Genomic DNA, 6,501 nt, shown 5'->3' with positions numbered 1-6,501 from the left:
AGTTTCAGCAATGTCGCGCTCGAGACAGCTCAAAATTGGCTCGAAGCCGTCGCAGTCTACCACAATTCACGCCAAACTTAACGCGACCGGGAGTACGTGTTCTGTGACGAGTTCCAAGACACCGATCGCCTTCAGTTCGACCTCGTCACGTCGCTCGTTACCGACGACAACTTGTTCGTCGTTGGCGATGACGATCAGGCGATCTACGAGTGGCGCGGCGCGCACGTCGCTAATATCACCGACGAGCTCGACCAAACGTTCGAAACGCTCACCGACGAACCGCTAGAGGAGAACTTCCGCTCTCGACAGCCAATTTTGAACTTGGCGAACGAAGCGATCACGAAGCTCGACCACCGAGAACGACACAAGACGCTCACTCGCATTGACGAGCCCGAGTACGACGGGGACACCGTCGCTACCGTCGAACTCCCAGATGACGAAGACGAGGGAGATGGTGCGGCGCAACTTCGCACCGGGGTGGCAGAATGTGGTGAGCGGTAACGCAGAGACCCTCGATGAGACGTACGACCCAGGCGACATCGCGCTGCTAGTCCGGAAAAATGACCACGCCACACCCGTCATCGAGGAGTTCGAGGATGCCGGGATCCCGTACCAGGTGGCTGGGGATTTAGCCACGGAGTCAGTCGGCGTTGGCACCGTCACCGCGTATCTGAAAGCGCTCGCCCGGCCGGCAGACGAGGTGAGTTGGAATCGTGTGCTTCTGATGCGGTATCGCGTGTGCAACACAGACCTTCGAACACTCAACGACGAGGACGATTCACTCGTGGACGCGCTCCGTGACACACCGCTTGACGAGTTCGAGGAGCCCGATCGCATCACGGAAGCCCGCGATCACGCCACAGAACTGCTCGAGCTCCGAGACTCGGCGTCACTCAGCCACCTGTACCGCGAGCTCACAGCGCTCACGAACATCGAGTGGTATCTCAGTGAGCAGGAGCGCCGGGATCTCGCCCAGCTAGAGGACGTCATCGAACAGTACGGAGACAGCGCCGTCCAACCGCCGCTCACTCCAGAGTTCATCGACTCGCTCGAACACTACGACTCCCTGTTCGATGAGAGTGTCACCGCACCCACGAGTCAGCCGGATATCGCCGACGACGCGGTCAACGTCATGACCATCCACAAAAGCAAGGGGCTCGACTTCCCAGTCGTCTTCATCCCGCAGGTCACGGCTGACGAGTGGGCTCCAAGTTCGCGTACATATGATGCATTCGAAACCGGCCTCTCGGATGGCGCAGACGCAGCGTTCGCCGAGGACTTCGTCGAGCGAGATGCGCGTGAAACTCGGCGCGTGTTCCACGTTGGAATCACGCGCGCAGAAGACGTTCTCGTCCTACAGGGAGGCAGTGAGGACACCGACGACGCTGAAGACGACCACCCCGTTTCTGAGGCAGTCAGTGAGATCCTGCCACCACGAATTCCGTGGCAACCGGAACGTGGCCATCTCCCACTCTGGACCGACATCCAAGAGTGTCTCCCGAATGCAACAGCGAATTGGACGTCAACACTCGCCAGCGAGACGATCGGGAACGTCGGCGGGACCGTTACGCATGACGGCGAGGAATTGCCCGTTGAGACCGCGCGCGACCGCGTGGTCGACCTCGCAACGGCCTCTCTCAACGGGGACCTCTCATCTGGCGGCGAGCGGGACACACTCCACGTGGCGTCGCTGACTGGTCCGTCAACCCCATCGCCATCGCTCTCGCACAGCTACACGTCACTGGCGGCGTACGAGGAATGCCCGCGGAGTCACTACCTCGACTACGTGGTCAATGCGTTCTCCGATTACCAGGAGTCCACGAGCACCGCCGGAAGCGGTGTGTCACAACGTGAGATCGGATTGTTGTTCCACGACACCGCAGAGCAGGCGGCGAAGCAAGACGCTGATCGGCGTGCGGAGTGGTACGACATCTGTGAGCGACTCGCCGGTCAGCGCCGCGCCGAGGACGCGCTCCCGGCAGCCCAGGAGTGTATCGACCGGTATTTCGAGTTGGATCTGCCCGAGTACGAGATTATCGACGCCGAGCGAGAGTTCGAACTCGATATCGATGGCCACGAACTCGTCGGGTACATTGACGCCGTCTACCGGACGCCTGGCGGAGAACTGGTCGTCATCGATTACAAAGCGACTGAACGCCACCGCGACCTACAGGACGACAAGCAACTCCCAATCTACCTATTGGCCTGTCGTGACCTGTACGATGAGCCGATCGCACAAGCAGGGTACGCGTACGTCGGCGAGATTGGGCCAAAAGTCGAATCGCGGGTGTTTGACGAGGCCGAACTCGAATCAGTCAAAGAAGACGTGACAGAGTCGATGAACAGTATTGCTGAGTTCTCGTTTAGCCGGTACACTGCAGATGAACACTGTCAGTGGTGTCAACACAACCAGCTCCCCTGCGCACCAGACTCATTCAGCGTCGATCCTGAGTTCGAAGACTAGCTCAAATCATCGACTATCCAAAGAAACGGCTCTGTTGGCGGTTGAAGTGGTGCCAGCCGTCTCGCGCGGTGTTTGAGTTACACTCCTTGCCAAAGAATTATGCGCGTATGCTGTCATTCAAATGTAAGCGAATCGCATGACACCGGCGACCCCCATCACGGAGCGTGATGAAATCAAAACGGCCAAGGAGGGGTTCCTTTATAAGCGTCGTGCCGCCGTCTGCCAAATGTTGCCCGTCACGCAGAATGATGGGCGCTGCAGGATTTGAACCCGCGACAGCTTGGTCCGAAGCCAAGCACTCTATCCAGACTGAGCTAAGCGCCCGTAATCACCGGTACTTCGGTGAGGATGTTAAGTCCCGCGATTCGAAATCACTTCGTACCCGATCGAGTCGGCGCGGGCAATTCGAGCCCCACGGGGGATCAAAAAGAATATTATCGGGACCCGGCATGGTTTCCGTAGTAGATGTGTCTTGGTCGCACGGCGTCACCGCCGAACGAGTGGCCCGAGTCGGTTCCGTCGTCGCTGAGGTACGCCCATGTATGACCTGAGGCCACACTTCGACGAGGAGGTCGACCCCGGAACGAACCTCCTTCTCACTGGTCCGCCGCTGACCGGCAAGCGGTCGCTGATGATGGACCTGTTAGCGGCCGGGACCGAGGACGGTGACGGCGCGATCGTCGTCACCACGAAGGACGGCGCGGACCGCGTTCTCAAAGACTACCAGAAGCGGACGCCCTACGAGGGGAAGCCGGTCGCGGTCGTCGACTGCGTCACCCGCCAACAGGGCGTCAACGACGCCCGCGAGTCAGACCGCATCAAGTACGCCTCGTCGCCGGTAGACATGACCGGGATTGGGATCAAGCTCTCGGAGTTCCTGCAGGCGTTCGGGGACCGCGGGATAGAGGAGAACCGCGTGATGGTCCACTCGCTGTCGACGCTGTTGATGTACTCCGACCTCCAGACCGTGTTCCGCTTTCTCCACGTGTTCACCGGCCGGATCCAGAGCGTCAACGGGCTCGGCCTGTTCAGCATCGATTCGACCTCGCACGACGAGCAGGCGATGAACACCCTCAAACAGCTCTTCGACGGCGTCATCACGGTTCCCGAGGACGGCGAGCCGGAGATACGGCTGGCCTGACCCGGTGGTCGGTGCGAGAGTGCCGGCTGGCCTGACCCGGCGGTCGGTGCGAGAGTGCCGGCCGGCCTGTCCCCCCGCGTGTTTTAATCCGCGCGACCGCGTAGACACGGCCATGCCCATCACCGACGACGAGGGACTCGACCGACTGCTCGACGCCGAGACCGTGGCCGTGATCGGCTGCTCGACGACGGCGGGGAAAGCCGCGCACGACGTCCCGGCGTACCTCCAGCGCCACGGGTACCGCGTGATCCCGGTGAACCCCTATGCCGACCAAGTGCTCGGCGAGCCCGCGTACGACGAGCTCGCCGACGTCGAGGCCGACGTGGATCTCGTGAACGTGTTTCGCCCGAGCGAGGAAGTCCCGGAGATACTCGACGCCGTGCGCGAGCGACACGCGGAGCGCGGCGACGCGGACGCGGCGTGGCTCCAGTTGGGTATCAGCCACGACGAGGCGGCCGCGGCGGCGGAGGCCGACGGGATCGAAGTGGTCCAAGACCGCTGTATGAAGGTCGAACACGGGCGGCTGCGCGGGTAGTCGATCCTCTCCGTCGGAAGTGGCGGCCCGGAGACGCGTCCCGGTCGGAAGTGGCGGCCCGGTCGACCCGGCGACTCTCCCTACCCCTCCCACTCCTCGAACGACCGGTAGAGCCCCTTCGAGAGGTATCGCTCCGAGGAGTCGGCGAAGACGGTGACGACGGTCTCGCCAGGGGCGTCGATCTCGCCGTCTCGGATCCCGCGGGCGACCCGCTTGGCCGCGATCGCGTTCGCGGCGGCGGACGAGGCGACGAGCTGCCCCTCCTCGGCCGCCAGCCGGCCCATCTCCTCGTGGACGGCGCGGTCGGGGACTGGCCGGATGTCGTCGACGAGGGTCGGGTCGAACAGCTCGTTCCGCTCGATGTCGTGGGTGCCGATCCCCTCGGTCTTGTACTCCTCGTGGGCCACGTCCTCGCCGAGGAACTCGCGGTACGCGGAGCCGGCTGGCTCGACGGCGACCACGTGGGTGTCGGGATCCCGCTCGCGGAAGTAGCGGGCCATCCCCATCAGCGTCCCGCCCGTTCCGCAGCCGGCGACGACGGCGCCCACGTCCCCGTCCAGCGCCTCGTCGACCTCGGGGGCGGTCGTCTCGTAGTGCGCCTCCGCGTTGAGCGGGTTCGAGAACTGCTGCGGGACGACGGCGTCGTCGAGCTCCTCGGCGATCTGGTGGGCGCGGTCGATGGCGAACCCCATCCCGTCCTCGCTCGGGGTGTTGACCACCTCGGCGCCGAGCGCGCGCATGAGCTGCTGTTTCTCCACCGAGAACCGCTCCGGGACGACGAACACCGCGTTTAATCCGAGTTGCCCGGCCGCGACCGCCAGCCCGATCCCGGTGTTGCCGGCGGTCGGCTCGACGACGGTACCGCCCTCCCCCACGTCGCCGCGTTCGAGCATGCGTTCGAGCATGTACTTCCCGATGCGGTCCTTGATGCTCGCACCGGGGTTGAACGCCTCCAGCTTCGCGTACACCGGCACCTCGTCCGGCGAGTCGTGTACCCGGACGAGCGGCGTCTCCCCGATCGTCTCCATCACCGACGACAGGGGCTCCCGATGGGTCGTCATGTTGCCGCAATCGTTGCCGGCTCTTTTGTGTGTTTCCATGACCGCGTCGGTCGCCCCTTGTCGCCGGCGGCGGCGGGGGTTGCCGGGATCGGAGGGCGATCGGCCCCGCGAGATACCGCCGCTCGGGAGGGCGTGAAGGCCTCCCGGGGATCGAACAAACTTATGCCCCTCGTCCGGTTCCGAAGAGGTATGAGCGAGACCGATGCGCAGGCCGACGTGACGGTCGTCCTTCCGGACGGATCAGAGCTGGACGTTCCGGCGGGGGCGACAGTCGAGGACGTCGCCTTCGAGATCGGCCCCGGGCTCGGTCGCGACACCGTCGCGGGGAAGATCGACGGCGAACTCGTCGAAAAGCACGCGGAAGTCCACGACGGCGCGCGGATCGAGATCGTCACGGACCAGTCCGACGAGTATCTCACGGTGCTGCGCCACTCCGCGGCCCACGTGTTCGCCCAGGCGCTTCAGCGGCTCCACCCCGAGGCGACGCTCACGATCGGCCCCCCGACCGACGAGGGGTTCTACTACGACGTGACCGACGTGGACCTCGACGAGGACGACCTCGACGCGATCGAAGCCGAGATGGACGAGATCATCGCGGCCGACTACGACATCGAGCGCGAGGTCCGGTCCCGCGAGGAGGCCAAGGAGATCTACGCCGACAACGAGTACAAGCTGCAGATCCTCGAGGAAGAGGCCGACGACGAGGAGGTCACCTTCTACGTGCAGGACGGCTGGCGGGACCTCTGTCAGGGCCCCCACGTTGAGTCGACGGGCGAGGTCGGCGCGGCGACCTTACTCGAGGTCTCGGCCGCCTACTGGCGCGGCGACGAGGACAACGACACGCTCACCCGCGTGTACGGGACGGCGTTCGACTCCGAGTCCGCCCTCGAGGAGCACCTCGAACTCCGCGAGGAGGCGTTGGAGCGCGACCACCGGAAGATCGGGCAGGAGATGAACCTCTTCTCGATCCCGACGGTGACCGGCCCCGGCCTCCCGCTGTACCACCCGCCGGGCAAGACCGTGCTCCGCGAGCTCTCCGACTTCGCGAACGAGCTCAACCGCGAGCACGGCTACGAGGAGGTCGAGACCCCGCACGTGTTCCGGACGGAGCTGTGGAAGCAGTCCGGCCACTACGAGAACTACAAGGACGACATGTTCCTCCTCGACGTCAACGACGAGGAGTACGGGCTCAAGCCGATGAACTGCCCGGGCCACGCGACGATCTTCGACCAGCAGTCGTGGTCGTACCGCGACCTCCCGCAGCGCTACTTCGAGAACCTGTCTCTTATACACATCTCTG

Annotated in this window: 4 protein-coding genes, 1 tRNA gene and 2 pseudogenes; 5 read left to right on the top strand and 2 right to left on the bottom strand. The window is 63.8% G+C overall.

The window, feature by feature from the left end:
- A pseudogene (locus tag C468_RS19220) lies at positions 1-81 on the top strand (IS6 family transposase); the annotation flags it as partial.
- A 9-nt stretch (positions 82-90) separates the two neighbouring features.
- A pseudogene (locus C468_RS13950) lies at positions 91-2,464 on the top strand (3'-5' exonuclease); the annotation flags it as partial.
- 249 nt (positions 2,465-2,713) lie between these two features.
- Here the strand turns inward: C468_RS13950 and C468_RS13945 are convergent.
- Positions 2,714-2,788 (bottom strand) — tRNA-Arg (locus tag C468_RS13945).
- Between the two features lie 214 nt (positions 2,789-3,002).
- Between C468_RS13945 and C468_RS13940 the strand changes: the two genes are divergently transcribed.
- Positions 3,003-3,605: an RAD55 family ATPase gene (locus C468_RS13940; RefSeq protein ID WP_008849542.1), complete on the top strand. Its 603-nt coding sequence runs from the start codon at positions 3,003-3,005 to the stop codon at positions 3,603-3,605.
- Positions 3,606-3,717: 112 nt separating this feature from the next.
- The gene (locus C468_RS13935) at positions 3,718-4,140 is read left to right on the top strand and encodes a CoA-binding protein (RefSeq protein ID WP_008849541.1); all 423 of its coding nucleotides are present in this window, start codon (positions 3,718-3,720) and stop codon (positions 4,138-4,140) included.
- A gap of 80 nt (positions 4,141-4,220) precedes the next feature.
- On the opposite strand, the gene C468_RS13930 is transcribed toward C468_RS13935, so the two are convergent.
- A complete protein-coding gene (locus C468_RS13930) occupies positions 4,221-5,201 on the bottom strand; it encodes a PLP-dependent cysteine synthase family protein (protein WP_008849540.1) in 981 nt (326 codons plus the stop codon).
- Positions 5,202-5,363: 162 nt separating this feature from the next.
- Between C468_RS13930 and C468_RS13925 the strand changes: the two genes are divergently transcribed.
- Positions 5,364-6,501: threonine--tRNA ligase (locus tag C468_RS13925; protein ID WP_193788261.1), on the top strand; the 1,138-nt coding region annotated here is incomplete at its 3' end.

The sequence above is a fragment of the Halorubrum kocurii JCM 14978 genome (genome assembly GCF_000337355.1).
GTDB lineage: Archaea > Halobacteriota > Halobacteria > Halobacteriales > Haloferacaceae > Halorubrum > Halorubrum kocurii.
The sequence above is the reverse complement of the archived record's forward strand: the minus strand, read 5'-3'. Positions and strand labels throughout refer to the sequence as shown.

Bases quoted from the DNA above. Each gene is read 5' to 3' on its own strand.
- C468_RS13940 (WP_008849542.1), top strand. From the start codon at position 3,003: ATGTATGACCTGAGGCCACACTTCGACGAGGAGGTCGACCCCGGAACG.
- C468_RS13930 (WP_008849540.1), bottom strand. From the start codon at position 5,201: ATGACGACCCATCGGGAGCCCCTGTCGTCGGTGATGGAGACGATCGGG.
- C468_RS13935 (WP_008849541.1), top strand. From the start codon at position 3,718: ATGCCCATCACCGACGACGAGGGACTCGACCGACTGCTCGACGCCGAG.